Source organism: Affinirhizobium straminoryzae (genome assembly GCF_007004135.1).
Classification (GTDB): domain Bacteria; phylum Pseudomonadota; class Alphaproteobacteria; order Rhizobiales; family Rhizobiaceae; genus Neorhizobium; species Neorhizobium straminoryzae.
On sequence record NZ_VJMG01000028.1, the window covers coordinates 1 to 25369 of the forward strand.

Annotated in this window: 23 protein-coding genes and 1 pseudogene; 9 read left to right on the forward strand and 15 right to left on the reverse strand. The window is 63.6% G+C overall.

Translation table 11 applies throughout. The features are described from left to right. The 5 genes and pseudogenes from FNA46_RS11330 to FNA46_RS11350 all read right to left on the reverse strand — a co-directional run. Positions 1-261 (reverse strand): annotated as a pseudogene (locus FNA46_RS11330) (ABC transporter permease); the annotation flags it as partial. A gap of 17 nt (positions 262-278) precedes the next feature. After that, positions 279-1919, reverse strand: a complete 1641-nt coding sequence (locus FNA46_RS11335) for an ABC transporter substrate-binding protein (RefSeq protein WP_143125311.1) — start codon at positions 1917-1919, stop codon at positions 279-281. Between the two features lie 52 nt (positions 1920-1971). Beyond that, on the reverse strand, positions 1972-3027 hold the full coding sequence (locus tag FNA46_RS11340; protein ID WP_143125312.1) for a dipeptidase: 1056 nt from the start codon (positions 3025-3027) through the stop codon (positions 1972-1974). Positions 3028-3142: 115 nt separating this feature from the next. Next, entirely contained in the window at positions 3143-3856 is a 714-nt protein-coding gene (locus FNA46_RS11345) for a phosphoribosyltransferase (RefSeq protein ID WP_143125313.1), read from the reverse strand. 15 nt (positions 3857-3871) lie between these two features. Further along, positions 3872-4789 carry a LysR family transcriptional regulator gene (locus FNA46_RS11350; protein WP_143125314.1) on the reverse strand — a complete coding sequence of 306 codons (918 nt, stop codon included), beginning with the start codon at positions 4787-4789 and terminating at the stop codon, positions 3872-3874. 86 nt (positions 4790-4875) lie between these two features. On the opposite strand from FNA46_RS11350, the gene FNA46_RS11355 reads away from it, so the two are divergent. Continuing rightward, positions 4876-6078: an acyl-CoA dehydrogenase gene (locus FNA46_RS11355; RefSeq protein WP_185969812.1), complete on the forward strand. Its 1203-nt coding sequence runs from the start codon at positions 4876-4878 to the stop codon at positions 6076-6078. A gap of 193 nt (positions 6079-6271) precedes the next feature. Then, a complete protein-coding gene (locus FNA46_RS11360; protein WP_143125316.1) occupies positions 6272-7708 on the forward strand; it encodes an NAD-dependent succinate-semialdehyde dehydrogenase in 1437 nt (478 codons plus the stop codon). A gap of 282 nt (positions 7709-7990) precedes the next feature. On the opposite strand, the gene FNA46_RS11365 is transcribed toward FNA46_RS11360, so the two are convergent. The 7 genes from FNA46_RS11365 to FNA46_RS11395 form a co-directional block, all read right to left on the reverse strand. After that, positions 7991-9013 carry a sulfate/molybdate ABC transporter ATP-binding protein gene (locus tag FNA46_RS11365; protein WP_143125317.1) on the reverse strand — a complete coding sequence of 341 codons (1023 nt, stop codon included), beginning with the start codon at positions 9011-9013 and terminating at the stop codon, positions 7991-7993. Next, positions 9010-9897 (reverse strand): sulfate ABC transporter permease subunit CysW, encoded by an 888-nt coding sequence (cysW, locus tag FNA46_RS11370; protein ID WP_143125318.1) that lies wholly within the window; start codon positions 9895-9897, stop codon positions 9010-9012. Before cysW ends, FNA46_RS11365 begins: the two co-directional genes overlap by 4 nt. Positions 9898-9900: 3 nt before the next feature. Continuing rightward, positions 9901-10722, reverse strand: coding sequence for a sulfate ABC transporter permease subunit CysT (gene cysT / locus FNA46_RS11375; protein WP_244617896.1), 822 nt, complete (start codon positions 10720-10722; stop codon positions 9901-9903). A 79-nt stretch (positions 10723-10801) separates the two neighbouring features. Beyond that, a complete protein-coding gene (cysP, locus tag FNA46_RS11380; protein ID WP_143125320.1) occupies positions 10802-11788 on the reverse strand; it encodes a thiosulfate ABC transporter substrate-binding protein CysP in 987 nt (328 codons plus the stop codon). A 200-nt stretch (positions 11789-11988) separates the two neighbouring features. Beyond that, entirely contained in the window at positions 11989-15141 is a 3153-nt protein-coding gene (locus FNA46_RS11385) for an efflux RND transporter permease subunit (RefSeq protein WP_143125321.1), read from the reverse strand. Between the two features lie 30 nt (positions 15142-15171). After that, a complete protein-coding gene (locus FNA46_RS11390) occupies positions 15172-16308 on the reverse strand; it encodes an efflux RND transporter periplasmic adaptor subunit (protein WP_143125322.1) in 1137 nt (378 codons plus the stop codon). A 147-nt stretch (positions 16309-16455) separates the two neighbouring features. After that, a complete protein-coding gene (locus FNA46_RS11395; protein WP_143125323.1) occupies positions 16456-17061 on the reverse strand; it encodes a TetR/AcrR family transcriptional regulator in 606 nt (201 codons plus the stop codon). Positions 17062-17225: 164 nt separating this feature from the next. On the opposite strand from FNA46_RS11395, the gene FNA46_RS11400 reads away from it, so the two are divergent. Both FNA46_RS11400 and FNA46_RS11405 read left to right on the forward strand, forming a co-directional pair. Then, positions 17226-18782 carry a PAS domain-containing sensor histidine kinase gene (locus tag FNA46_RS11400; RefSeq protein ID WP_143125324.1) on the forward strand — a complete coding sequence of 519 codons (1557 nt, stop codon included), beginning with the start codon at positions 17226-17228 and terminating at the stop codon, positions 18780-18782. A 65-nt stretch (positions 18783-18847) separates the two neighbouring features. Continuing rightward, complete coding sequence (locus tag FNA46_RS11405) at positions 18848-19123, forward strand: BON domain-containing protein (protein ID WP_143125325.1); 276 nt, start codon at positions 18848-18850, stop codon at positions 19121-19123. A gap of 138 nt (positions 19124-19261) precedes the next feature. Here the strand turns inward: FNA46_RS11405 and FNA46_RS11410 are convergent, their stop codons facing one another. Both FNA46_RS11410 and FNA46_RS11415 read right to left on the reverse strand, forming a co-directional pair. Further along, positions 19262-21607 (reverse strand): glucose/quinate/shikimate family membrane-bound PQQ-dependent dehydrogenase, encoded by a 2346-nt coding sequence (locus FNA46_RS11410; protein WP_143125326.1) that lies wholly within the window; start codon positions 21605-21607, stop codon positions 19262-19264. Positions 21608-21786: 179 nt separating this feature from the next. Continuing rightward, complete coding sequence (locus FNA46_RS11415; protein WP_244617895.1) at positions 21787-22272, reverse strand: sigma-70 family RNA polymerase sigma factor; 486 nt, start codon at positions 22270-22272, stop codon at positions 21787-21789. Positions 22273-22479: 207 nt separating this feature from the next. On the opposite strand from FNA46_RS11415, the gene FNA46_RS11420 reads away from it, so the two are divergent. The 4 genes from FNA46_RS11420 to FNA46_RS11430 all read left to right on the forward strand — a co-directional run bounded on the left by FNA46_RS11420 (position 22480) and on the right by FNA46_RS11430 (position 24464). Further along, positions 22480-22857: a hypothetical protein gene (locus FNA46_RS11420; protein WP_143125328.1), complete on the forward strand. Its 378-nt coding sequence runs from the start codon at positions 22480-22482 to the stop codon at positions 22855-22857. Between the two features lie 186 nt (positions 22858-23043). Next, on the forward strand, positions 23044-23232 hold the full coding sequence (locus FNA46_RS11425; RefSeq protein ID WP_143125329.1) for a hypothetical protein: 189 nt from the start codon (positions 23044-23046) through the stop codon (positions 23230-23232). A 459-nt stretch (positions 23233-23691) separates the two neighbouring features. Next, entirely contained in the window at positions 23692-23862 is a 171-nt protein-coding gene (locus FNA46_RS26010) for a hypothetical protein (protein ID WP_185969813.1), read from the forward strand. Positions 23863-23966: 104 nt separating this feature from the next. Further along, entirely contained in the window at positions 23967-24464 is a 498-nt protein-coding gene (locus FNA46_RS11430; RefSeq protein ID WP_143125330.1) for a YciE/YciF ferroxidase family protein, read from the forward strand. A gap of 138 nt (positions 24465-24602) precedes the next feature. Here FNA46_RS11430 and FNA46_RS11435 read toward each other — a convergent pair whose 3' ends face one another. Then, positions 24603-24824: a hypothetical protein gene (locus FNA46_RS11435; RefSeq protein WP_143125331.1), complete on the reverse strand. Its 222-nt coding sequence runs from the start codon at positions 24822-24824 to the stop codon at positions 24603-24605. A 176-nt stretch (positions 24825-25000) separates the two neighbouring features. Here FNA46_RS11435 and FNA46_RS11440 point away from each other — a divergent pair, with 176 nt between their 5' ends. Then, positions 25001-25351, forward strand: a complete 351-nt coding sequence (locus tag FNA46_RS11440) for a DUF2934 domain-containing protein (RefSeq protein ID WP_143125332.1) — start codon at positions 25001-25003, stop codon at positions 25349-25351. Positions 25352-25369 lie beyond the last annotated feature (18 nt).

Sequence of the window (25369 nt, forward strand, 5' to 3'; positions counted from 1 at the left end):
GAGCTTGGCCTCAACCTGCCGCTCTGGCAGGTTGAGGCCAAGCTCCTCGCGCACACGCTCCACGACATGCGCAGGCGCGCGGTCGCCGACGATGGCAAGCGCCGGATCGATCGGGATCACGCGGCCGATGAAGAAGGTAACCGCCATCAGCCCCAGAAAGGTGGTGAGGACGGTCACGACGAAACCGAGGGTCGCGCGCAGGCGCGCATGGGCGCGACGTTTGCCGCGCCCTGCCCTCATCTGTGTCTCAAGGGTGCTCACCGGGATACCTGACCCGATCAGTCCTTGGAGATCGTGGAGACGAAGTTGGTGTCGAAGCTCGGACCGAGCTTCAGACCCTTCAGCTTCTTCGAATAGCCGGCCACTTCCGTCTGCTGGAAGATGATCACGAAGGGACCGCTCGACAGAACCTTCTTCTGCAGGTCCTGATAGATCTCGGCGCGCTTGGCGCTATCCTTTTCGAGGAGCGCCGCCTGCGTTTCCTTCGTCAGTTCCGGCACATCCCAGGCATTGCGCCAGGCCAGCGTCTTGTTCTTGCCGGCATCGGAATTGTCGTAGTTGATGGTGAAAGTCTCGGCATTCGAGTTCGGGTCGAAATAGTCCGAACCCCACTGGCCGATATAGATGTCATGCGTGCGGGCGCGGTACTTGGTCAGCGTCTGCTTGCCGTCACCCGGAATGATCTGCAGCTTGATGCCGGCCTGCGCCAGCGTCTGCTGCACGCTTTCGGCAATGCCCGTCACAGGCTGCGTGTTGCGCACGTCCATGGTCACGGTGAAGCCGTCCTTCAGGCCGGCCTTGGCCAGCAGTTCCTTGGCCTTGGCAACATCCAGCTTGTAGGGGTTGGAATCGAGCGCACCGAGCTGGCCCTTGGGCAGGAAGGTCTGGTGAATGTCGCCGATACCCTTGATCAGCGTTGCGCCGATCGCATCGTAATCCACGAGATATTTGAAGGCTTCCACCACTTCCGGCTTGGCGAGGTTCGGGTTCTTCTGGTTGAGGCTGAAGTAATAGACGGTGCCCTTCGGCGCCGAGGTGATGGCAAAGCCATCCTTCTTGGAGACGGCGTCCATATCGCCGGGCTCGAGGTTGCGGGCGATGTCGATATCGCCGTTTTCAAGCGCCAGACGCTGGCCGGAGCTTTCCTTCATATGGCGGTAGACCACGCGCTTCAGCTTCGGCTTTTCGCCGTAATAGTTGGGGTTGGCTTCGAGGATCACCGCCTCGTTGGCCTTCCAGCCGAGGATCTTGTAGGGGCCGGAGCCGGCATAGCCGGTCTTCAGGAACTCGTTGCCGAAATCGGTGTCGTACTTGTAGTCCGCCGTCGGCGTCACCGCCTTGGCCTTGGCCATGACCGCCTTCTTCTCGACCACGGAGGCAACGGTGGCGGTCAGCACGTTGAGCACGAAGCTCGGCGCATAGGGCTTGTCGACCGTCAGCGAGAAGGTTTGGGCATCGACCGCCTTCGCCTTGTCGGCCACATTGTCACCCTTCAGGCCGAACTGCGTCAGCAGGAAGGCCGGCGACTTGTCGAGCTTGACCGCACGCTCGAAGGAGAATGCAACATCCTCGGCGGTTACCGGGCTGCCGGAGGCAAACTTCACGCCCGGCTTCAGCTTGAAGGTGTAGGTCAGGCCGTCGGCGGAGGTCGTCCAGCTCTCGGCGAGGTCGCCGACCACCTTGGAGGTGTCGTTGATATCGATGGAGACCAGCTTGCTGTAGGTGTTGCCGGTCACTTCCGCCGTCGACAGCTCGAAGGCTTCGCCCGGGTCCAGCGAAATGATGTCGTCGATGGCAAAACCTTCCACCAGCGTGTCGGCCGGCGTCGCGGCAAAGGCCTGCGGAGCCGAAATCATCACCAGCGAAAGGGCGGCGCTGGTGGCCAGGATACGAAGGCTGCGATTGAACGCGTTGATCATGATGGTCCCCTGATTATTATCTGTCTGAGAGCAGTTCGGTCGGAAGGATTCGTCAGCTTGCTTCGTGCCAAGTCTGAGAAAGCACTCTCAGCCAGTTTTCCCGGCACAGCTTGGCGAGATCGTCGGGAGCGTATCCCGCGTTTTTGAGGGCCGCAACCAGTTTCTGGTTGCCGGCGGCATCGGCGATATCCTGCGGCACGGTGGCGCCATCGAAGTCGGAGCCGAGCGCCACGCAGTCGATGCCCATACGCTCCACCATATAGTCGATGTGCTTCACCATCAGGTCGAGGCTGGTATTGGCATCGTCGCGCGCATCCGGCCGCAGCATGGTCACGGCATAGTTCAGGCCGACAAGACCCTGCCGCTCGCGGATCGCATCCATCTGCCGGTCGGTGAGATTGCGGGCAACGGCGGTCAGCGCATGCGCGTTGGAATGACTGGCGATCAGCGGCTTGTCGGAGGTCTTCGCCACGTCCCAGAAGCCCTTTTCGGTGATGTGGGCGAGATCGATGGCAATTCCCATCTGGTCGCAGAGCTTCACCAGCTCGAAGCCGAGATCGGTAAGACCAGGCCCCGTATCGGGCGAAACGGGATAGGCGAAGGGCGCGCCGTGGCCAAAACTGTTGTGGCGGCTCCAGACCGGTCCGAGCGAGCGCAGGCCGGCCGCATAAAACACTTCGAGCGCCGAAAAATCGGGATCGATTGCCTCGCAGCCCTCCATGTGCAGCACGGCGGCGAAATCGCCATCCGCAACTGCCTCGCGAATGGCATCGGTGGAGCGGCAGATGCGCCAGGCACCGGCCGCGTCGAGCCTGAGCGCCAGCGCGAGTTTTTCCATCGCGATGTCGAGCGAGGGCGAACGCTCCAGGGGGGCGGCGAGCGGCGTGTAGTAATGGCCGCTGGCATCCGGCTCCTTCAGGATCAGGTCGCCGGAGGGAATGTAGATGGCGCAGAGCCCGCCGACGAGGCCGCCGGCCCGTGCACGCGGCCCGTCGATATGGCCCTCATGCGTCCCCTTGACGAATTCGGTGACGGGATCGGCACCGTTGCGCATGTTGCGCCACAGCCGCAGGAGAACGTCGTTGTGGCCGTCGAAGATGGGTTCCATCAGCAATTTCCGAACTTGCGAATACACATGATCGCGATCCTAGGCCGATCCGGAAAGCGCGGGCAAGACGGAAAGTGCCGCAGCGCACAAGATCCGTGCAGACTACGCAACGGCGCTAGATCCGCCAGCCTTCCTCCCCTGCACGACTGAGCAGAGGGGTTGCGAAAACGCCATGGGTGCGGCCCGGCCACGGCGCGCCAAACGTTTCCAGCGCGGCGCGCCAGCGATCCGATTGCAGCATGGCCGCACCGATCGCCACCGGCTCCACCCCGACGGCCTGCAGGAGCCTCAGCCCCGCCACGATGGAGGCGCCGCTCGAGATCACGTCATCGATCAGCACGACACGTCGTCCGTCGAGCAGCGGCAGCATGCGCGGATCGACATAGAGGCGTTTCACCTGTTCCGGCGTGGTGATCGAGGACATCGGCACCGAAAGCGCCTCGTCGTACCAGAACTTGCGCGAGGTGCCGCAGGGCACATAGCGCGCATGGCCGAGATGGCGGGCAACGGTAGCGGCCAATGTCAGGCCGAGCGTCGGCAGACCGACCACCACATCCGGTTCAAGGGCGCAGAGCCGGGCCGCGAGATCCGCGGCGAGCGCTTCCACGACGGAGAAACTCGCCTGGTTGATGATCAGCGACGCCAGGGCATGCTGCCCGTCCGAGAGCGGCCGGATGGGAAGGCACAGCTGCCGTCCATCGCCAAGCTCTGCCGGATAAAAGCCGGAAAACGGGCCGTTCGTCGAAAAGCTGCCGGGCGGGTGAAGCGCCTGCCAGAACTCATGGGGTCTCAGCTCATGGGAGGGCAGCTCATGCGGGGAAAAGGTCACGCGAAAACTCCGGCATCAGGCATAGAAGGGCTCGTCCCGCCAGCGGCCGACTTCCTCGATCAGCCAGTTGCGGAACAGGGCAACGGGGCGAAACGCCATGCGGGTGATAGGCGCCACGACATAATAGGAGCTGGGGCTTCTCACCTGCATCGGCAGTGCCTGCACCAGATCGCCCGCCTGCAACTCCGCCTCGATGAGGAAGAGCGGCATCAGCGCCACGCCGAGGCCGGCACTGCAGGCCTGCCCGACACTTGCGAACTGTTCGAAGCGCATGCCGGGGGACGGCGTGCCGGCCACGCCCTGTGTCTCGAAGAAATGGTCCCAGGCCCCGGGACGCGAAGCCATGTGCAGCAGGGGCAGCGACAGGAGATCCTGCGGCGCCGCAACCGGGTTCTGCCGCAGGAAGGCGGGGCTCGCCACGGGGGCCACCATCTCGTCCATCAGGAAGGTGCAGTCGGCGCCCGGCCAGTTCGGCTGGCCGATATGGATTGCCACATCCAGCCCGTCCTGCTCGAAATCGAAGATGCCGATGCGGGTGGCGAAGTTCAGTGTGATGTCGGGATGGGCGGCCACGAAGCGCGGGATGCGCGGCAGAAGCCAGCGGGTGCCGAAGGTAGGCAGCATGGCGAGATTGAGCGTATCGCCATGCCGTTTAGTCATGGCCTTCAGCGAGGCGTCGCGGATCTGCGACAGCGCGGCGCCGATCGCCTTTGCATAGGCACGGCCCGGTTCCGTCAGCGAAACACCCCGGCTGCTGCGATCGAAGAGCAACAGGCCAAGCTGTTCTTCCAGCCCTGAAATCTGGCGGCTGATCGCTCCTTGCGTCAGTGACAGCTCGTCGGCCGCAGCCGAAAAACTACCCAACCGCGCCACGGATTCGAAGGCGGCCAGCGCACTGGTGGAGGGAAGAAGTCGGCGGCTCAGATTGCTCATGGCGCATTCCTATAGCTCATATCGCCGTGAGTAAACGGCGCTTTACGCGGGGACCTGCCTGCCCGATAGTCCGCTCTACAGTTCCGATGGAGGATTTCGACGTGAGCGACCGTGCCGCCTTTTCCTGGGAAGACCCTTTCCTGCTCGACGACCAGCTGACCGAGGACGAGCGGATGATCCGCGAGGCGGCGGCCGCCTTCGCCAAGGCCGAGCTTCTGCCGCGCATCAACGAGGCCTATCTTTCGGAAACCAGCGCGCCGGAACTGTTTCCGCTGATGGGCCAGGCCGGCCTTCTCGGCGTGACCCTGCCGGAAGAGTATGGCGCGGCCAACGCTTCCTACGTCGCCTACGGTCTGGTGGCACGCGAGGTGGAGCGTATCGACAGCGGTTATCGCTCGATGATGAGCGTGCAGTCCTCGCTCGTCATCTACCCCATCTTCGCCTATGGCTCCGATGCGCAGAAGCAGAAATACCTGCCGGGCCTCGTTTCGGGCGAACTCATCGGCTGCTTCGGCCTGACCGAGCCGGATGCCGGCTCCGATCCGGGCGGCATGAAGACGCGCGCCGAAAAGATCGAGGGCGGCTATCGCCTGCGCGGCTCGAAGATGTGGATTTCCAATGCACCGATCGCCGATGTCTTCGTCGTCTGGGCGAAATCGGAAGCGCACAACAACGAGATCCGCGGCTTCGTGCTGGAAAAGGGCATGAAGGGCCTTTCCGCCCCGAAGATCGGCGGCAAGCTGTCGCTGCGCGCCTCGATCACCGGCGAAATCGTCATGGATGGCGTGGAGGTATCAGAAGACGCGCTGCTGCCGAACGTCTCGGGCCTCAAAGGGCCGTTCGGCTGCCTCAACCGCGCCCGCTACGGCATTTCCTGGGGCGTGATGGGGGCGGCGGAAGATTGCTGGCTGCGCGCCCGACAGTATGGCCTCGACCGCAAGCAGTTCGGCAAGCCGCTCGCCGGCACGCAGCTCTACCAGAAGAAGCTTGCCGACATGCAGACCGAGATCGCGCTCGGGCTTCAGGGCTCGCTTCGCGTCGGCCGGCTGATGGACGAGCACAGGATGGCGCCGGAAATGATCTCCATCGTCAAGCGCAACAATTGCGGCAAGGCGCTCGACATCGCACGTCAGGCCCGCGACATGCATGGCGGCAACGGCATCCAGATCGAATATCACGTGATGCGCCACGCCCAGAACCTGGAAACGGTCAACACCTACGAGGGCACGCATGATGTGCATGCGCTGATCCTCGGCCGCGCCCAGACCGGCATCCAGGCTTTCTTCTGAGGGCACAGCGAGACTCGCGCCATCTGTGACGGCAGCTCACCCTGCCGTCATATTTATTTAATCATACTTTTTCCGGCTGCCGTTGATTGTCGGTTCCAATTGTCCTACGTCAGGGACCGAACCATCCGTCGCGGCGCTGCCTCTCCCAGGCCATCCTCCCGGTCCGCGACTTTTAGAGCCTAACGAGGTCATCATGCACAGCTATCCCGACGTCCAACTTTTCATCGCAGGCGAATGGCGCGACGCCATCGGCGGCAAGACCATTCCCGTGGAAGATCCCGCGACGCAGGAGATCATCGGCAAGATCGCCCATGCGGAAAAGGCTGACCTCGACCTCGCGCTGGAAGCCGCCGACAAGGGCTTCAAGATCTGGCGTGATACCTCTGCCTTCGAACGCTCGAAGATCATGCGCAAGGCGGCGGACCTGCTGCGCGAGCGCATCGACTACATCGCCTGGCTGATGACCCGTGAACAGGGCAAGCCGATCGCCCAGTCGAAGGGCGAAATCAACAATGCGGCCGACACCATCGACTGGTTCGCCGAAGAAGCTCGCCGCACCTATGGACAGATCATTCCGGCCCGCTTCGGCGGTGTCTCCAACATGGCGATCAAGCTGCCGGTCGGCCCGGTTGCCGCGTTTACGCCGTGGAACTTCCCAATCAACCAGATCGTGCGCAAGCTTTCGGCTGCCGTCTCCGTCGGCTGCTCCATCATCATCAAGGCGCCTGAAGAAACCCCGGCTTCGCCGGCCGAACTCATCCGCGTCTTCGCCGATGCCGGCATCCCGGCCGGCGTCGTCAACCTGGTCTATGGTGTTCCGGCCGAAATTTCCGAGTACCTGATCCCGCATCCGGTCATTCGCAAGATCTCGTTCACCGGCTCGACCCCGGTCGGCAAGCATCTGGCAGCGCTTGCCGGCAAGCACATGAAGCGCGCCACGATGGAACTCGGCGGCCATGCCCCGGTCGTCGTCTTCAACGATGCCGATCTGGACAAGGCGATCGAAGTGTCGGCGGCAGCGAAGTTCCGCAATGCCGGCCAGGTCTGCGTCGCTCCGACCCGCTTCCTGATCCAGGACGGCGTTGCCGACCAGTTCATCGAAGGCATCGTGAAGTATGCCGAGAACATCAAGGTCGGCAACGGCCTCGAGGCTGACGTGACCATGGGCCCGCTCGCCAACGAGCGCCGCATCCCGGCCATGGAAGACATGATCAACGACGCCGTCTCGAAGGGTGCTGTTCTCCGGACCGGCGGCAAGCGCATCGGCAACAAGGGCCATTTCTTCGAGCCGACCGTGCTGACCGACGTTCCGACCTCGGCCAAGATGATGAACGAAGAGCCGTTTGGCCCGATCGCGATCGTCAACCGGTTCTCGACGCTGGACGAGGCGATGGACGAATCGAACCGCCTGCCCTTCGGCCTCGCATCCTATGCCTTCACCTCGTCAGTGAAGACCGCGCATGCGCTCGGCCAGCGTATGGAAGCCGGCATGCTGACCATCAACCACAATGGCTTCGCCATTCCGGAAGTGCCGTTCGGCGGCGTGAAGGATTCGGGCTACGGCACCGAAGGCGGCTCGGAAGCCGTCGACGCCTACCTCGAAACCCGTTTCGTCAGCCAGATGAGCTGATCCTTCCGCTTCGGACCGAAAGAAAGGGCGTCGGGCAACCGGCGCCTTTTTTGTTGGTCGCGTATTGAGAAGAAAGCCCCTTCTGGCTGCCGCCATCTCCCCCACAAGGGGGGAGAGCGCAGGTGGCTGGGGCCTGCACCAATCATTGAGCTACAGTCAATTCTGTCCCCCATCTGCTGTCACGGCCAGGAGCGCGTTGGCGGAAGGGCAGGGCTTTGCCACATGGTGTCTCCCCCCTTGTGGGAGAGATGGCGGCAGCCAGAGGGGGACTTTTGCCAGATATCACGCCAGCGAAAACACCTTGGCCCGCCGCAGCGTGACGAAGCCAGCCTCGCCGGCGACAATCGCCCGCTCCGGCTCCACGTCGAACTCCAGCGGTTCGCCGGTGCCAGCCAGCGCGATGACGCGGCGCTCGCCGGGACGATCGAGAACGCGGGTCACGGTTGCGGCCACACCCGGCCCGCTTTCCGACCAGTCGAGATCGCGCGGCCGGGCAAAGATTTCAGCCGGACCATCGGCCACACCGGGCGCCGCGATCTCGGCGCCGCCGGCAATGGCCCGCCCCGCCCTGACCTCGCCCGTCAGCCGGTTGGCATCGCCCAGGAATTTCAGCACGAAGGGATCGCGGGGATCGCGGCACACTTCCTGCGGCGTACCCTGCTGCACGATGCGGCCTTCCTTCAGGATCACCACGCGATCGGCGAGATCCAGCGCCTCTTCCTGATCGTGGGTGACGAAGATGGTGGTGATGCCGAGTTCCTGATGGATCTCGCGCAGCCATCGGCGCAGATCGTGGCGCACATTGGCATCGAGCGCGCCAAAGGGTTCGTCGAGCAGCAGCACCTTCGGATCGACGGCCAGTGCACGGGCAAGCGCCACGCGCTGGCGCTGGCCGCCGGAGATCTGGCCGGGAAAGCGGTCACCGAGCCCGTCCAGCCGGACCAGCGCCAGAAGCTGTCGAACGCGGGCAGCGATCTCCGCCTTGCTACGCTTAACCTTCGACACGCTCATGCCGAAGCCGATGTTTTCCGCCACCGTCATGTGCGGGAACAGCGCGTAATGCTGGAAGACGAAGCCGACACCCCTGTTGCGCACCGGGATGTCGGTTGCATCCTGATCGCCGAAATGGATGTGGCCGCCATCGGCATATTCGAGGCCGGCCACCATGCGCAGGATCGTCGTCTTGCCGGAACCGGAGGGACCAAGCAGCGCGACCAGTTCGCCGCTTTCGATCTCCAGCGAAACGCCGTGCACGGCGCGAAACGTGTCGAAGGTCTTGATGACGTTGTCGAGGCGGATCTTCATGGACGGGTTCCTTCGGAGGCCGGCGGGCTCGCCAGCACCTTGCGGCGACCGGCACCGCGGCGTTCGAGCGCGACCTTGGCAATGATGGTGAAGACGGCAATGACCGCCAGAATGGAGGCGGAGGCGAAGGCGCCGGCCGCCTGATAATCGTGATAGAGCAGCTCGATATGCAGCGGCAGCGTGTTGGTCTGGCCGCGAATATTGCCGGAGACGATGGAGACCGCGCCAAACTCGCCCATCACGCGGGCGTTGCAGAGCACGACGCCGTAGAGCAGCGCCCACTTGATGTTGGGCAGCGTCACGGCCAGGAAGGTGCGCCAGCCGGAAGCCCCGAGCGAGGTTGCAGCCTCTTCCAGATCGCGGCCCTGCGCCTGCATCAGCGGGATCAGCTCGCGCGCCACGAAGGGGGCGGTCACGAACATGGAGGCGAGCACGATGCCGGGCAAGGCAAACAGGATCTTGATGTCATGCTGGTCGAGCCAGGGGCCGAACAGGCCCTGCAGGCCGTAGACGAAGAGATAGGCCACACCCGCCACAATGGGCGAGACGGAAAAGGGGATCTCGATCACCACCAGCAGCAGGCGCTTGCCGGGGAAATCGAACTTGGTGATCGACCAGGCGGCGGCGATCCCGAAGGCGGTGTTGACCGGCACGGCGATCAGCGCGGTGACGACCGTCATCATGATGGCGTGGCGGGTGTCGGGATGGGCAAGCGTGGCGATATAGGCCTGCCAGCCCTGCCGGAAGGCCTCGACACCGATAACGATCAGCGGCGCCAGGATCAGCAGCGCGCCTAGCACCAGCACGATGCCGATCAGGCTGCGGCGAAACAGCGGATGATCGCCGACGCGCGGCGGCTTGCGGCCATGACGGGTGTGGCTCATGGTCTATCCCTTCACCGTATAGCGCAGCGCCCGCGCCTGCAGCGCATTCGTCACCGCCAGCATCAGGAAGGCAGCGATCAGCAGCACGGAAGCAATCGCCGCGGCCGCCTGATAGTCATATTCCTCCAGCCGGATGAAGATCAGCAGCGCGGTGATTTCCGTCTTCATCGGCTGGTTGCCGGCAATGAAGATGATCGCACCGAATTCACCGAGCGAGCGGGCAAAGGACAGCGAGGTGCCGGCAAGCAGCGCGGGGCTCAGCAGCGGCAGGATGACCTTGCGGAAGATCGTAAAATCGGAACCGCCGAGCGACTGGGCCGCCTCCTCCAGCGCCGGATCGAGATCCTCCAGCACCGGCTGGACCGTGCGCACGATGAAGGGCAGGCTGGTGAAGGTCATGGCGACCAGGATGCCGAGCGGCGTATAGGCAACGGAAATGCCGAGCGGCGCAAGGGCGGCGCCGAACCAGCCATGGACGGAAAACAGCGCGGTCAGCGAGATGCCGGCGACCGCCGTCGGCAGCGCAAAGGGCAGATCCACCATGGCATCGACGATGCGCCGGCCGGGAAAACGGTAGCGGGTCAGCACCCAGGCGAGCGCCAGCCCGAAGAACAGGTTGAAGACGGTGGCCCCCAGCGCCGCCAGAACGGTGACACGGTAGCTCGCCACCGCGCGCGGCGACGAGACGATCGACCAGTAATCCGCCGGACCGAGGCTGGCCGCCTTCACCGCCAGCGCCGCTAGCGGCAGCACCACGATCAGGCCGACATAAAAGAGAGTGAGCCCGAGCGACAGGCGCAGCCCGGGCAGGACATGGCGTTTCACGTTCCGCTTCCCGTATTCTCGCAGGAAACCCGGCAGGTTTCCCTGCCGGGTTTCGACCCTTGGGAGGTGATGATTATGCTCAACGGTTGCCGTACAGCTGGTCGAGCACCGCGCCGGAAGCGAAGTGATCCTTCTGGACCTTGTCCCAGCCGCCGAAGACATCCTCGACCTTCACGAGGCGGACGGCGGGGAAATCGGCGGCGAATTCGGCCTTGACCTTCGGATCCTGCACGCGGTGTCCGAACTGGGCCGCCACACGCTGGCCCTCCTCGCTGTAGAGGAAGGAGAGGTACTTTTTCGCCAGTTCCTCGGTCCCGTGCTTCTTGGCAACCTTGTCAACCACGGCGACGGGGAATTCGGCGAGCAGCGAGACGGACGGGATGACGCTTTCCACCTTGTCGGCGCCATACTGCTTGGCGATGCCGCGCGTTTCGGCCTCGAAGGTGATCAGCACGTCGCCGATCTGGCGCTCCACAAAGGTGGTGGTGGCGGCGCGTCCGCCGGTATCGAAGACCGGAACGTTGTCGAAGATCTTCTTCACGAAGGCTTCCACCTTCTTCTCGTCGCCGCCGAATGCTTCCTTCGCATAGGCGGTGGCGGCCAGATAGGTGTAACGGGCGTTGCCCGAGGTCTTCGGGTTGGGGAAGACAACCTTCACGTCATCGCGTGCGAGATCGTTCCAGTCCTTGATCTTCTTCGGATTGCCGGCGCGCACCAGGAAGGAGGGGAAGGAATAGAAGGGCGAGGCCGCATTGGGGAAGTTCTTCTGCCAGTCCTTCGAGACAAAGCCCTGCTTCACCAGAAAATCGATGTCTGTCACCTGGTTGAAGGTGACGACGTCGGCTTCCAGGCCCTCCACGATGGCACGGGCCTGCTTGGAGGTGCCGGCGTGCGACTGGTCGATGGTGACGCCCGGATTCTGCTTGATGAAAGCTTCGTTTTCGGCAGCAAACAGTTCGCGGGCCACATCGTAGGAGGCGTTCAGCAGCTTGTTCGGCTGTTCAGCCAGCGCCGGCGCGGCAAGAAGGGCGGCGAGCGCGGTGCCGAGGATCAGAAGGCGGTTCATGCAGGTCTCCGGTCATGTTCAGTGACCCGGACTCTAGCCGTTCGCCTCTGCTGAAACGAGAAACCGCCAACCTGCCGTTGACCGCGGAAGAGGAAATTTCCACTCATTCGGCAACCAAACGGCGATGCCCGTTCCAGCGGGTCGGAACGGGCATCGCCGATATCTCCGGGCGGCAGGGGTGCGCCGCCCGGAAGATCGCATCACTCGGCAGCAGGGCTCAGGCCGAGCGAGAGCTGATCCTCCCGCCGGTCATCATTGTCGCCCCGGGCGTGTCCCGACGAAGAAGGCTCGCGGCCGAAGAACAGGGCATAGCCGGCCGGCAGCACGAGGATGGTGAGCAGCGTCGCGACCAGGATGCCGCCCATCATCGCATAGGCGAGCGGACCCCAGAACAGGCCGCGCGAGATCGGAATCAGCGCCAGCACCGCAACCAGCGCCGTCAGCATGATCGGCCGGAAGCGCCGCACGGCGGAGCCGACGATCGCCTCGCGCCGCGGCATGCCGCTCGCAATATCCTGGTCGATCTGGTCGACGAGGATGATCGAGTTGCGGATAATGATGCCGAGCAGCGCGATGACGCCGAGGATCGCCACGAAGCCGAACGGCGCGCCGGTGATCAACAGGGCGGCAGCCGCCCCGATGATGCCGAGCGGCCCGGTCGCCAGCACCAGCATGGCCTTGCCGAAATGCTGCAGCTGGATCATAAGCAGCACCAGGATGACGAACAGCATCACCGGCGCCTTGGCGGCAATCGACATCTGGCTTTCGGCGGCATCTTCCGCCCCACCCTGGATCTCGATCTTGTAGCCGGCCGGCAGCTTTTCGCGCAAATCCGCCATGCCCTGATACATCTTCATCGAGAGGTCGTTGGGCTCGATCCCGTCCGGCACGGTCGCCTTGACGGTAATCGTCGGCAGGCGATCGCGCCGCCATTCGATGCCGTTCTCCTGCACGGGCACCACATGGGCGATCTGCGAGACGGGCACGAAGGCACCGCTGTCGGTCGGAATGTAGACGCTCTCCACGGCATCCAGCAGGCTGCGGGTGGCGGCCGGTTCGCGGGCCACGATGGAGACGGTTTCCTCGCCATCGCGGAACTGGCCAAGCTCGGCTCCGGTCACGGAGGCATACAGCATCTGGCGGACGCGCTGCGAGGAGACGCCGAGCGCCCGGGCGCGGTCCTGATCGATGACAAGCTTCATCGTCGTCACAGGCTCCAGCCAGTCGTCATGGATGGTGCCGAGCAGCGGGTTGTCGTGGAAGCGCTGCGTCACCTGATCGGCGATCTTCTGCACCTCGGCACGGTCCGGACCGGTGACGCGCATCTGCACGGCCCAGCCGACCGGCGGCCCGAGGAAAAGACGATCCACCTTGCCGCGCACCGTCGGGAAATCCTCCGCCAGGATCTTGCGCAGCTTCAGGATCAGCCGCTCCCGCTGTTCCAGCCCGTTCGACATCACGAGCAACTGGGCGAAGTTCGGGTTGCGCAGCTGCTGGTCGAGCGGCAGGAAGAAGCGCGGCGCGCCTTCGCCGATGAAGGTGGCGACGAACTTCTTGTCGGGATCGTCCATGATCTTCTCTTCGAGCGCCTTGGCCTGACGCTCCACCTCACCGATCGCAGTTCCTTCCGGCAGCCACATGTCGACCAGGATTTCCGGGCGCGAGGACTGCGGGAAGAAGCTCTGCGGAATGAACTGGAAGGCCCAGAGGCTGGTGCCGAAGGTGAGGAAGGTCGCCATCAGCACGATCAGCCGGTGGCGCACGCACCAGGCCACCGTGGCGCGCAGGCCGCGATAGAAGCGCGTGTCGTAGACATCGTGATGCGTGCCGGCATGCGCCCGTTGCTTCAGGATCATGTAGCCGAGCCAGGGCGTGAAATAGACCGCGACGAACCACGAGGTGACGAGCGCGATGCCGACCACGTAGAACAGCGAGCGGACATATTCGCCGGCAGTGGAATCCGCGAAACCGACCGGGATGAAGCCCGCGGTGGTGATCAGCGTGCCGGTCAGCATGGGAAAGGCCGTGGAGGAATAGGCGAAGGTCGCCGCATCGAGCTTTTCCAGCCCCTCCTCCAGCTTGCGCTCCATCATCTCGACCACGATCATGGCATCATCGACCAGAAGGCCGAGCGCGATGATGAGCGCACCAAGCGAGATGCGCTGCAACTCGATGCCCAGTTCGTACATGATGGCAAGCGTGGCGGCGAGCACCAGCGGAATGGAGATGGCGATCACGATGCCGGAGCGCCAGCCGATCGACAGCAGCGAGACGACGAGAACGATCACCAGCGCTTCCAGGAGCGCCTGCGTGAATTCGCCGATCGCCTCATGCACGACCTCCGGCTGGTTGGCGATCTGCTCGACAGACACACCGACCGGCAGTGCGACCTCGAAGCGCTTGTAGGTCTCGTCCACCCAGGTTCCGACATCGGTCACCTTGTAGCCGTTCTGCATGACGACGCCGACTTCCACCGCATCCTTGCCGTTGAAGCGGAACTTGCGATCGTAAGGATCGACGAGACCACGGGAAACGGTGGCGATATCACCCAGACGGAACACCTGCGCGCCGCTGCGGATGCGCAGTTCCCGCACGTCTTCCGGTGTGCGCACGCCGCCTTCCACGGTGATGCGCACCGAGCGGCTCGCGGTCTGCACCGTGCCGGCCGGATCCATGTCGTTCTGGCCGGCCAGCGCGCTCTTGACGTCGTTCAGCGTCAGCTGACGCTCGGCGAGCGCTTTCGACGAGATATCGATATAGATCCGCTCCGGCTGGTCGCCGAGGATCGACACCTTCTCGACGCCCCTGGTGGCGAGCAGCATGTCGCGCGCCTGGATGGCGAACTGCTTCAGTTCCGGATAGGAATAGCCGTCGCCGGTGATGGCATGCAGCGTCACATAGGTATCGCCGAACTCATCGTTGAAATAGGGGCCGAGAAGGCCGCTCGGAAGATCCTGCTCGATGTCGCCTATCTTCTTGCGCACCTGATAGAAGGCATCCTTCACCTGGGCCGCGTTGGTGTTGCCCTTGATCTGGATGGTGGTGATGGAGAAGCCCGCGCGGGTATAGGATTTCACCCAGTCGAGATGCGGGGTTTCCTGCAGCTTGCGCTCGATCTTGTTGACCACCTGATCCTGCATTTCCTCGATGGAGGCGCCCGGCCAGACGGCCTGCACCACCATGACGCGGAAGGTGAAATCGGGATCTTCCTTCTGGCCCATGTTCATGATGCCAAGACCACCGATGATGATGATCAGGCCGAACAGGAAGCGGCCGATGCTCGGATGGGCAATCGCCCAGCGAGACAGGTTGAATGGCTTCTTGCCGGAAGCCGTCGTGCGAGAGGCGCTCATGGTGTGCGTTTCCTGGTGTGGACGGCGGGATCAGGATTGCTGCGGCTGGCCGGCGGCGGCCGGCTCCTGCGCGTTCTCGACCTCTCCTTCGGAAAGGCGCACCTTCATGTCCTCACGCATGAACTGCGTGCCGGCGGCCACCACCAGATCGCCGGCGGCAATGCCATCGGTGACGCGGACGCCATCTCCGGCAAAGCCGGCCACGGTGACGGCACGTGGATGCACCGTCTGCGTCTTGCGGTCCACCAGCCAGACCACGGCGCGGTCGGACTGGCGCGACAGGGCGGCAAGCGGCAGCACATAGGCGGGCTTGGCATCATCCGCCCTGACGCTGACCGTCGCCGTCATCCCGAGGCGGACGTTCGGGTCGTCCGGCAGGCTGACCCGCACGGCAAAGGTGCGCGACTGGCTGTCGGCACTGCCGGCAACCTCGCGGACCTTGCCCTCCAGCGACAGCCCGCTGTTCGACCAGAAACCGGCCTTTACCACCTTGCCCGGCCGGAATTCGGCAATGTCGTTTTCCGGCACGGCAATCGCCACTTCCTTGGCGCCGTCGCGGGCGAGCGTGACCACCGGCGAACCGGCGGCCAGCACCTGCCCGGCCTCGGCGCTGGTGGCCGTCACGATACCATCCACATCGGCGGTGAGCGTCGTGTAGGCCACGCGGTTCTGCGCCTGTTCCAGCGCGGATTTCGCCGCATCGCGGGAGGCGACCGCCTGCTCGTGCGACAGCTGGCTCTGCTCCAGCGTCGATTGCGAGGTGATGCTCTTTTCCTGCAGCACCTGGGCACGGTTCAGAGCCAGGCGGGAAATTTCCACCTGCTTTTCGGCGGAGGCGAGCTGGGCCTCGGCCTGGCGGACGGAAAGCTCGTAATCGACGGGATCGAGGCGGGCGAGCACATCGCCCGGCTTGACGCGCTGTCCGACATCGACCAGCCGCTGGGTGACCTTGCCATCGACGCGGAAGCCCATGGCGATCTCGGTGCGGGCCCGCACGGCGCCGGAATACTGCATCTGGCGGCCTTCGTCGGGCTTTGCCACCTCGACCACCTTGACCGGGCGGATGATCGTTTCCGTCTCCGCCTTCTGCTGATTGCAGCCTGCCAGTCCGACAAGGACGAGGCCAAGCCCGATATTCTTCCAGTTCGCCAGTCCCCTGATCGACATGTTCGGCTCCTACCGACGAAATGACCCCCCTGCGGGTCGAGATGACCTGAGCCGGACCGACAGAGGGGCATCATGCCCGCCTCCGGAACGGCGTGAAACACATGCAACAATCCCATCGGGCGGGTCTGGTACGGACCCGCCACGGCATCACTTCAATGCACGGATCATGTATTCGGCGAGCACCAGAGGTTCGACCTCATCCTCACCCCTGCCTTTCTTGGCCACCAGTTGCGGATGGCACAGGGTGACGCCGAAACAGATGAAACATTCGGCGGCAACCATGGGGTCCTGCGTGCGAAACTCGCCGGCATCGATCCCCTCGCGAATAAGCCCGGCCAGAAGATGCCGGATACGCGTCAGATGCTCCTCGATGACCGGCCATTGCTGGTCGAGCGCGACCAGCACCATTTCATGGACCCGCTCCTCTTCCAGCATCGTCTCGACGGTGATGCGATGCATCAGGATCAAGTGACTCTTCAGCCGCTCCTCGACCGAGCCGGGGCCTGCGGCATTGGCCTTCAGCGCCTCGTACTGCACGCTCAGCATGCGCCTTGCGAGCGCCTGATGGATCTCGGCCTTGGAGGAAAAGAAGCGATAGATATTGGCCGGCGACATCGACAGGTCGCGCGCAATGTCAGCCACATTGGTCTTCGAGTAGCCGTAATGCTTGAAGAGGCGCTCCGCCGTATCGAGGATCTTCTCGACATTCTCCTGGCGCAACGCGTCAACGACCTGACTGGAAAGATCACTCATGATAGACACCGAATGATGACTGACGAATTTTGAATTTCGTCAGTTATAACGTCTTATACCTTTCTGTCAATCATCCGGATTTTTTCGATCTGTGATGGAACCTTCCGCACTGCCGGCAGTTCGCAAGAGCCGCGGGGTGGGTGATATGCGGAGGGGACCTGATCATGGCCGATGGCCAAACGCTGCGACTGGAGACAGACGACCACTACCGGCTTCTTATCAATGCCTTGACCGACCATGCGATCTACATGGTGGACCCGCTGGGCTATGTGGCGAGCTGGAACCCGGGGGCTGAGCGCGTGAAGGGCTATAGCGCGCACGAAATCATCGGGCAGCATTTCTCCACCTTTTATACGCCGGAGGACCGTGCAGCGGGAGAACCACAGCGCGGGCTTCAAGCCGCCCGGCGGGATGGGCGCTTCGAGAAGGAAGGCTGGCGGGTACGCAAGAATGGTGAACGTTTCTGGGCCAATGTCGTTATCGACGCCATTCACGACGATCAGGGCATGCTTCTCGGCTTTGCCAAGATCACCCGTGACATCAGCGACAAGCACGCCGCCCAGATCCAGCTGTCGCAGGCGCGCGAAGAGCTGTTCCAGGCGCAGAAGATGGAGGCCATCGGCCAGTTGACCGGCGGCATCGCCCACGACTTCAACAATCTCCTGACCGCTATTCTCGGTAGCCTGCAGATGCTGCAGAAGCGCCTGCCACCGGACCCGCAGACCACGCCGCTGGTCACCAATGCGATCCGTGGCGCGGAGCGCGGCGCAGCGCTGACTCAACGCCTGCTCGCCTTTGCCCGCCGGCAGGAACTGGACGTGCGCCCCGTCGATGTGCGCGACCTTGTGGAGGGCATGGTGGAGCTTGCCCGCCGCTCGCTGCCGCCGAATGTGATGATCGACATCGACTGCGACGCAGGGCTGCCGGCCGTCATGACCGATGTCAACCAGCTGGAAACGGCCCTTCTCAACCTCATCGTCAACGCACGCGATGCCATGCCGGGTGGCGGCCTCATCCGCGTGACCGCCCGCGCGCAAGAGATCACCAGATGCGCGGGAAAGCTTACGCCCGGCCTTTATGTGGCCCTCTGCGTCATCGATGATGGCGAAGGCATGGATGCAGAGACACTGGCGCGGGCGTCCACGCCGTTTTTTACCACGAAAGGCGTCGGCAAGGGCACCGGGCTCGGCCTTTCCATGGTACAAGGCCTGACGGAGCAATCCGGCGGAGAACTCAGGCTGACCAGCCTGCCGGGCGCCGGCACGACGGTCACGCTGATGATGCCCGGGCTGGAGAGAGCCGCGGAAGCGACCATGAGGACGGAAGACGCAAGGACGATGATGCAGGATACACCGGACGCCGGACGCGCACTGACCGTGCTGGCCGTGGATGATGACGCCCTGGTGCTGATGAATACGGGGATGATGCTGGAGGATCTCGGCCATACGGTGATCGAGGCCTATAATGGCGCCGATGCGCTGGCTGTCGTGGAAAGCGGGCGGGAGATCGACGTTGTCATCACCGACCATTCCATGCCGCGCATGACGGGCGCCGAACTGGCCGGTCGCATCCGGCAGCTGCGTCCGCACCTGCCGATCGTACTGGCAACCGGCTATGCGGAGCTTCCCTCCGGCGAGGGAACCCATCTGCCGCGGCTGCCGAAGCCCTTCACGCAACAGCAGCTGCGCGAACTTCTGGCAAACCTGGCAGCACCCGGCTGAGCGAGCCTGTGCGAACATTTGCGCCTCCCGGCTGTTGGGTCTTCCTACAGCCAGGAGGACAGACAATGGTGTTCAAACCCCAGACCTTTCACGCGGAACAACCGGTGGTGACGGCGGAAAATCCGCCGGATGCCCAACTTGAAACGCGGGTGGCCGAGGCGCTGGCGAGCGCAGGCGGCCTCGACCCGACCAATCTTGCTGTAACGGTTGAGGGAACGACCGTGATCCTGACGGGCAGCGTTCTGCTGCCGGGCGAGAGCGATCGTGCGGCAGAGGTTGCACTCTCGGTGGCTGGCGTCACCTCGGTGACCAACCATCTGCGGGCAAGCGGCACATTCTGACGACCGCAACCGCGAACATGGAAAAGCCCGGAGCGTGACCGTCACGTTCCGGGCTTCCTTCTGCGTTTCCGTCTTTATGCCCGGGACCGCCCGCGGATCCCGTCGGGCGGGCGAAGGTCGCCCGCCCCGCAGGACACCTTATCGCGGCAGGGCGTAGGCGATCACATAGTCGCCGGCCTTGGTGCCGACCGAGCCGTGGCCGCCCGCCACCATCACCACGAACTGGCGCCCGTCCTCCACCGAATAGGTCATCGGGGTGGCCTGTCCGCCAGCCGGAAGGCGTGCCTCCCACAGCTGCTTGCCGGTGGTCAGTTCATAGGCCCGCAGGTAGTTGTCGACGGCCGCACCGAGGAAGGCAACGCCGCCCTTGGTGATCATCGGGCCGCCGATGCCGGGGACACCGAGCTTGAAGGGCAAGGGCAGCGGCGTCATGTCGTAGACTGTGCCGTTCTTCAGCTTGTAGGCGGTCTCGCCGGTGCGCAGATTGGCGCCGGCCACATAACCCCATGGCGGAGCCTGGCAGGGAATCTGCAGCGGGCCGAGGAAGGGCCCCATCTTGACGGCATAGGGTGCGCCGTCATTGCGGTTCAGCCCCTGTTCCGATCCCTTTTCGTCAGATCCCTTCGGCGGCACATCGGCGCGCGGCACAAGCTGCGAGGTGAAGGCGAGATAGGTCGGCATGCCGAACATCACCATGCGTTCCGGATCGACCGCGACCGAACCCCAGTTGAAGGTGCCGAAATTGCCGGGATAGACCAGCGTGCCCTGCAGTGAGGGCGGCGTGTACTGCCCCTCGTATTTCAGCTGCTTCAGCCGGATGCGGCAGACCATCTGGTCGAACATGGTGACACCCCACATGTCGCGCCCTTCGAGTGCGCGCGGCCGGAAGGTGAGCGCGGTGACCGGCTGGGTCGGCGCGCTGTGATCCTCGGGGATCGCGCCGCCCGGCGCCGGGATCTCGCGGATCGGCTGCAGCGGCTCGCCGGTGCGCCGGTCGAGCACATAGATGTCCCCCTGCTTGGTAGGACCGACCAGGGCCGGAACCGGCGTGCCATCCGGCTTGGTGATGTCGACCAGCACCGGCTGGGCGGGCACGTCCATGTCCCAGAGATCGTGATGCACGGTCTGGCGCACCCAGCGGTCCTGCCCGGTATTGATGTCGAGGGCGACGATGGAGGAGGAGTATTTTTCCACGCTGTCCGAGCGGTTCATGCCGAGCTGGTCGGGCACCTGGTTGCCGAGCGGAATATAGACGAGGCCCAGCTTTTCATCGACGCTGAACACCGACCAGCTGTTGGGTGAATTGGCCGTATAGGTCTGGCCCTGCGGCAGGGGCTGCGTCTGCGTCGGATTGCCGGAATCCCAGTTCCAGACGAGCTGACCGGACTTCACGTCGAAGGCGCGGATGACGCCGGACTGTTCCTGCGTCGAATAGTTGTCGTTGACGGCACCGCCGATGATGATCTTGCCTGCCGCGATCACCGGCGGCGAGGTGGAGTAATAATAGCCGGCCGGATTGTAGGGCATGCCCTGTTCCAGATGCAGGACGCCCTTGTCGGCAAAGCCGGTGCAGACCTGCCCGTTGGCGGCATCAAGCGCGATCAGGCGCGCATCGGAGGTGGGCAGATAGACGCGGGTGGCGCAAGCGGTGCCGGGCTGAGCGGCCGGATCGGCGTAATAGGTCACGCCGCGGCAGGTCTGGTGCTGGCGGTCGGGGTTCAGCCCGACATTCGGATCATATTTCCACTGCTGCTTGCCGGTTGTCGCGTCGATGGCGATCGCCCAGTTGTGCGGTGTGCAGAGATAGAGGGAATTGCCGACCTTCAGCGGCGTCACCTGATAGGTCGTCTCGCCAACATCGTCCGGCAGCTTCACATCGCCGGTCTGGTAGCGCCAGACCTCCTTGAGGTTTGCCACGTTCTGGACATTGACCTGGTCGAGCGGCGAGTAGCGCTGGCCATAGGGCGTGCGTCCGTACTGGTGCCATTCGCCGGGCGGCACATTGCCCCCGAGATCGGGCGCAGCAGCAATCTTGTCTTCCGGCAGCCGGCCTTCCATGTCGGTGGAATTGGTGAGCATCGAAAAGATCGCGACGGCGATCGCCAGAACGACGGCAACAGCAAGCGGACCGGCGCCGGCGCCATAGCGTGCGCCGGTGTTGGGGCTTGTAAAGCCGAGCGGGCGACGGATCCACGGCGTCAGCAGCCAGAGGCCGAGCACGATGACGACGCCACCGCGCGGCCCGAGCTGCCACCAGTCGAAGCCGACCTCCCAGATGGCCCAGATCAGCGAGCCGATGATGATGAGGGAATAAAGAAGAAGCGCTGTGGAACGGCGCAGGAAAAGCAGGATGGCCGTCACCAGAAAGGCGATGCCGGTGATGAGGTAATAGGCGCTGCCGCCCAGCATCAGAAGCTGAGCGCCACCGCCTGCCAAGGCAATCCCTATCAAGGCGAACAGGATCGCAGTGATCGTAACAGACATATGAGAAATCCCGAAAGTGCGAAGGGCGAACAAGGCTTTTTTGGGGCCCTACCCGGCCAGTCAACTTCCGGAGGCGCGGAAGGTTCCATCCAACAACGAGGCTTCGCCCTGCCGTATGCGGCAGACGATCGGCCCGCTCGTCTTTGCATGAATCCGGCCCGTTGCGGCGACGGACGGGATCAGTCCTCGCCCAGTTCCTGCAGGATCTGGTGGCGCGCGCGGTTCAGCCGGCTCTTGACCGTGCCGATGGCACACTCGCAGATCTCGGCGGCCGACTCGTAGCTCTCGCCCAGAATGGCCACCAAGGTGAGGACCTCCCGATAATGGGGCGGAAGCTTGGCGAGTGCGCGCTGCACCTCCCGGACGCGCGCCTGCACCTCCTGCGTTGCCTCCATCGGCGTATCGCCGGACACGGCCTCCTCCAGGCCCGGCGCCTCGCGGCCAAGCACCTTGGCGCGGGTATAGAAGGTGTTGCGCATGATGGTGAAGAGCCAGGATTTCAGCTTGGTTCCCGGCTCGAACTTGTCGAGGTTGGCCAGCGCCTTCATCAGGGTCTCCTGCACCAGATCGTCCGCATCCGAGGGATTGCGGCAGAAGGTACGGGCAAAGGCACGCAGGGCGGGGATGAGTCTGACAATGTCTGCGCGTGCAGGATCGCGACTCAACTGTGATTCGGACACCGTTGCAAACCTCTCCAATAAGGGGGTGGGATCGAGGTGGCAAACGTCGCGCATGCGCATTTAGTTCCGCCCGCCTCCACCATTCGCGGTTGTCGACCGCACCAGCCCGGAACACGCCTGACTGCAGGAACAAAGACCTTGCCTCTTCCGTTTGCACGAGGACCCAGACAACAAACCGGAAAGGGAGACCCCATGAGCATTGTTGGCACACAGGTGATCACCGAAGGCAGCGGCAATGACGGCTTTACGGTGGAATTCATCGAGCAGAGCGGCGATGTCATCTCCGTCAGCCTGCGCTCGCAGGGTGAGGCGGTGAATCGTACCAATGCAGTGGCAAGGGCAAAGGCATTGCTTGCACGCGTCATCCATGACGACGACCTGCCCGAGGAAATGATGGAAGGCAAGGACCAGGACGGACGCACCGCGACCCTTGCCGGAGACAGCGGTCGGCAGGGCAAGGCGCAGAAACTGGAGGAGCAATTGCAGGAAGGGCTGGAAGATACATTCCCCGCAAGCGACCCGGTTTCGGCTTCGATCACCTCCATTCCCGGCCGTCATGGTCGCGGGTGACGGCGACCGGGATACAACGCCCGGGCGACAAGCGATCGGCCGGGCTTCCTCCCTCGCTCCAATACCATTGACAAACGGGACCTTTCCGCGCTTTCCAATAGTTTGACAGGAATGCTTCTTTCAACCGGCGGCGATGCGTCGCCAGAGGAGGCAGTCTTCAGACACAGGTTTCGCCGAGGGGTCGCAATGAACGAGACTACCGACAAGACTGCGACCGGCCTGAAGTCCGGGCCGTCCGAGCTTGGCGCCAGCGTCAGTCGCAAGGTTGCCGGTCTGCTTGCCGAAATCGAAAAGGAACCGGTTCCCGACAGGCTGATGGAACTGGCGCTGGAACTGCAGAAGGCGCTGAACGACAAGCAAAACCTCAAGGCGTAAACCGGCCGGTCATCGCCTTTCATGGCGCGTCTCTCCGCGGCACGTGATCTCAGGCCATGCTGATCCGGCCGTGTCCCGATCACGTCACCGGATAGAAGGCGGACGTCTTTCCGGCGGTCATATCCTTCGGGAGGCTTTCGCACCGGGCCTTCTTCGTCGCCACCGCCCTCCCTGCCATGGCCGTTTCATCTCCTCGTCCCCGAGCGTGGATGGCGCCCCTCCTTTCAAGACACCGTCAGCCCGCCCAAACGGCTGCGGTATGGAGGCAGGAGCGCGCAACCAGCCAGCCTCTGCCGGCACGGAACAATCTGCCCATTCATCGGTTGGTCACGCTGAACGCGATGCAAGCAAGAGGAGGCAGGTCATGTATGATGACCCCAAATCCCGCAATATCCCGCGCGAACAGTCTGCCCGGGCACGCCCGGGCGACCCGAGTGGAACGACGGCCGGAGAGCCGGCATGATCAGCAATTTCTGGTTTGCAGCCGTCGCCATCGGCCCCGTGCTGATCGGCAGCGTCATCGTGTCGGCGATGGTCCGGCAGCGTCGCATGAGATCTCTCACCAGGACGCCAAGCCGTACCACCGCCTCCGATCGGTGGGACGAGGATGCCTCGCACCAAAACCGTTGAGATTTCGCAGGAACATTCGCAGCGCGCCCCGGTTAGACCCGTGCAATCTGCGGCCATCGCAACGGTCGGCAGAGAGACACCCCACCACCGAGGAGAGACGCATCATGGCCGACAAGACCCTTGAGGATCTGTTCTACGAAACGCTGAAGGACATCTACTACGCAGAGCGCAAGATTTCGAAGGCGCTGCCGAAGATGGCGCGTGGCGCCACCGACCCGAAGCTGAAGCAGGCCTTCCTGAAGCACAAGGAGGAAACCGACGGGCAGATCGAGCGCCTGCAGCAGGTCTTCGAGCTGATCGGCAAGCGCGCCCGCGGCAAGACCTGCCCCGCCATTGACGGCATCATCGAGGAAGGAGAGGAAATCCTCGACGAATTCAAGGGTACGCCCGCCCTTGATGCCGGCCTGCTGGCAGCGGCCCAGGCTGTCGAGCATTACGAGATCAGCCGTTATGGCACCCTGCGCTCCTGGGCGATGCAGCTCGGCCTCAAGGACGCCGTCGCCCTGCTCGAGGCAACGCTCGCCGAAGAGAGCAAGACCGACGACACGCTGACACAGCTTGCCGAAAGCGCCGTCAACAGCGCCGCCCGCAAGGCGGCCTGAACCGCGCATCGTCGAAGCAGTCCGCCGTCTCCGGAAACGGGGGCGGCGCATGTCTTCCGGCATGCCGCCCCGCATGAAAAACCCGCGAAGAGTCGATGTCTCCGCGGGCCTTGCCGGCAAAATAGCGGCGTGACCGCCTCAGTGCGGCAGATGCTGCGTATGGTGCACGATGCTGCTGAATTCGCCGCTGACTTCCTGCCTGCGAAAGACGGTGCGGCGCAGTGTCTGCACATCGCGTGCGGCATGCGCACGGGCCGCCTTCAAGGCAAGCGCATAGCTCGGAAAGGATGCAGAGGGCTGGCCGTCGAAGACGTAGATCCAGCCTGTGGCATGTGGCACGATATCAAGACATTTTTCCATCAGATGGCTCCTCCTTGCCCGCGCACCGAACCCGCGAGAGACGAAGAAGTTCCGCTCATCCCGCATTTTGCAGATTTAGAGGATTGCCAGCAGCCGCTGCAGCGCACAAAATTCGACGGACGCGGGAACTTTAGTCAGTTTCGCGTGTTCTGACGGTTGGGCGAATGGAGAGGAAGATGGCGGACTCACACGAGTGGATCAGAAACCGGGCCTACGCGCTCTGGGAAGAAGAGGGGCGTCCGCACGGCAAGGATGCCGAGCACTGGACGCGCGCCTGCGAGGAATTTGAAGCGCAGGCCAGCACCACAGCGAAACCGGCAGTCACGCGTGCCAAGAAGGTGGGAAGTCCGGCACAATCTGCCCCCACAACGGAAGCCACACCGAAGTCGGTAAAGGCAACCTCGGCAAAGACAAAAGTCCCGGCCGCGAAAGCGGCAGCCAAGACGCCTGCCGCCACGGAAGCCAAAGCCATCGAGCCGGTTGCGGCACCGGCCAGGAAACGCAGCGCCAAGACACCCGTCGCCTGAGATCGTCCTCCCCTCATT

Coding starts and splice junctions, on each gene's coding strand:
- FNA46_RS11335 (WP_143125311.1), bottom strand. CDS start 1,919: ATGATCAACGCGTTCAATCGCAGCCTTCGTATCCTGGCCACCAGCGCC.
- FNA46_RS11340 (WP_143125312.1), bottom strand. CDS start 3,027: ATGGAACCCATCTTCGACGGCCACAACGACGTTCTCCTGCGGCTGTGG.
- FNA46_RS11350 (WP_143125314.1), bottom strand. CDS start 4,789: ATGAGCAATCTGAGCCGCCGACTTCTTCCCTCCACCAGTGCGCTGGCC.
- FNA46_RS11355 (WP_185969812.1), top strand. CDS start 4,876: ATGGAGGATTTCGACGTGAGCGACCGTGCCGCCTTTTCCTGGGAAGAC.
- FNA46_RS11360 (WP_143125316.1), top strand. CDS start 6,272: ATGCACAGCTATCCCGACGTCCAACTTTTCATCGCAGGCGAATGGCGC.
- FNA46_RS11365 (WP_143125317.1), bottom strand. CDS start 9,013: ATGAAGATCCGCCTCGACAACGTCATCAAGACCTTCGACACGTTTCGC.
- cysW (WP_143125318.1), bottom strand. CDS start 9,897: ATGAGCCACACCCGTCATGGCCGCAAGCCGCCGCGCGTCGGCGATCAT.
- cysP (WP_143125320.1), bottom strand. CDS start 11,788: ATGAACCGCCTTCTGATCCTCGGCACCGCGCTCGCCGCCCTTCTTGCC.
- FNA46_RS11385 (WP_143125321.1), bottom strand. CDS start 15,141: ATGAGCGCCTCTCGCACGACGGCTTCCGGCAAGAAGCCATTCAACCTG.
- FNA46_RS11390 (WP_143125322.1), bottom strand. CDS start 16,308: ATGTCGATCAGGGGACTGGCGAACTGGAAGAATATCGGGCTTGGCCTC.
- FNA46_RS11395 (WP_143125323.1), bottom strand. CDS start 17,061: ATGAGTGATCTTTCCAGTCAGGTCGTTGACGCGTTGCGCCAGGAGAAT.
- FNA46_RS11400 (WP_143125324.1), top strand. CDS start 17,226: ATGGCCGATGGCCAAACGCTGCGACTGGAGACAGACGACCACTACCGG.
- FNA46_RS11405 (WP_143125325.1), top strand. CDS start 18,848: ATGGTGTTCAAACCCCAGACCTTTCACGCGGAACAACCGGTGGTGACG.
- FNA46_RS11410 (WP_143125326.1), bottom strand. CDS start 21,607: ATGTCTGTTACGATCACTGCGATCCTGTTCGCCTTGATAGGGATTGCC.
- FNA46_RS11420 (WP_143125328.1), top strand. CDS start 22,480: ATGAGCATTGTTGGCACACAGGTGATCACCGAAGGCAGCGGCAATGAC.
- FNA46_RS11425 (WP_143125329.1), top strand. CDS start 23,044: ATGAACGAGACTACCGACAAGACTGCGACCGGCCTGAAGTCCGGGCCG.
- FNA46_RS26010 (WP_185969813.1), top strand. CDS start 23,692: ATGATCAGCAATTTCTGGTTTGCAGCCGTCGCCATCGGCCCCGTGCTG.
- FNA46_RS11430 (WP_143125330.1), top strand. CDS start 23,967: ATGGCCGACAAGACCCTTGAGGATCTGTTCTACGAAACGCTGAAGGAC.
- FNA46_RS11435 (WP_143125331.1), bottom strand. CDS start 24,824: ATGGAAAAATGTCTTGATATCGTGCCACATGCCACAGGCTGGATCTAC.
- FNA46_RS11440 (WP_143125332.1), top strand. CDS start 25,001: ATGGCGGACTCACACGAGTGGATCAGAAACCGGGCCTACGCGCTCTGG.